Annotated in this window: 1 protein-coding gene; it reads right to left on the reverse strand. The window is 70.4% G+C overall.

Annotated elements, in window-relative coordinates; translation table 11 throughout:
- Positions 1-173: 173 nt before the first annotated feature.
- The coding region (locus tag GTQ99_RS26460; RefSeq protein ID WP_166618119.1) for an acyl carrier protein at positions 174-287 on the reverse strand (114 nt) is incomplete at its 5' end.

Below are 287 nucleotides of genomic sequence, written 5' to 3' on the forward strand. Positions count from 1 at the left end.
CGATCGGGGTCGTCGCTCCCATCCCGGTGACGACGACGCGGCGCGACGTTCCCGTCGTGGTCATGGTCATGGTCGGTCAGCTCCTTCTCGAGCTCTGACGGCGAACTGCTGGGTCGTGCGGTGGTGCTGGGTGCGGCCGGCCCGCGGGGAGCGGGCCGGCCGGTGGTGCGTCCTCAGCCCTGCGCCTGGGAGATGTAGGCGACGGCGTCGCCGACGGTGCGCAGGTTCTTGACGTCCTCGTCGGGGATGCGGACGCCGAACTTCTCCTCGGCGTTCACGACGATGGT

It is taken from the genome of Kineococcus vitellinus (genome assembly GCF_009906315.1).
In the GTDB taxonomy this organism is placed as follows: domain Bacteria; phylum Actinomycetota; class Actinomycetes; order Actinomycetales; family Kineococcaceae; genus Kineococcus; species Kineococcus vitellinus.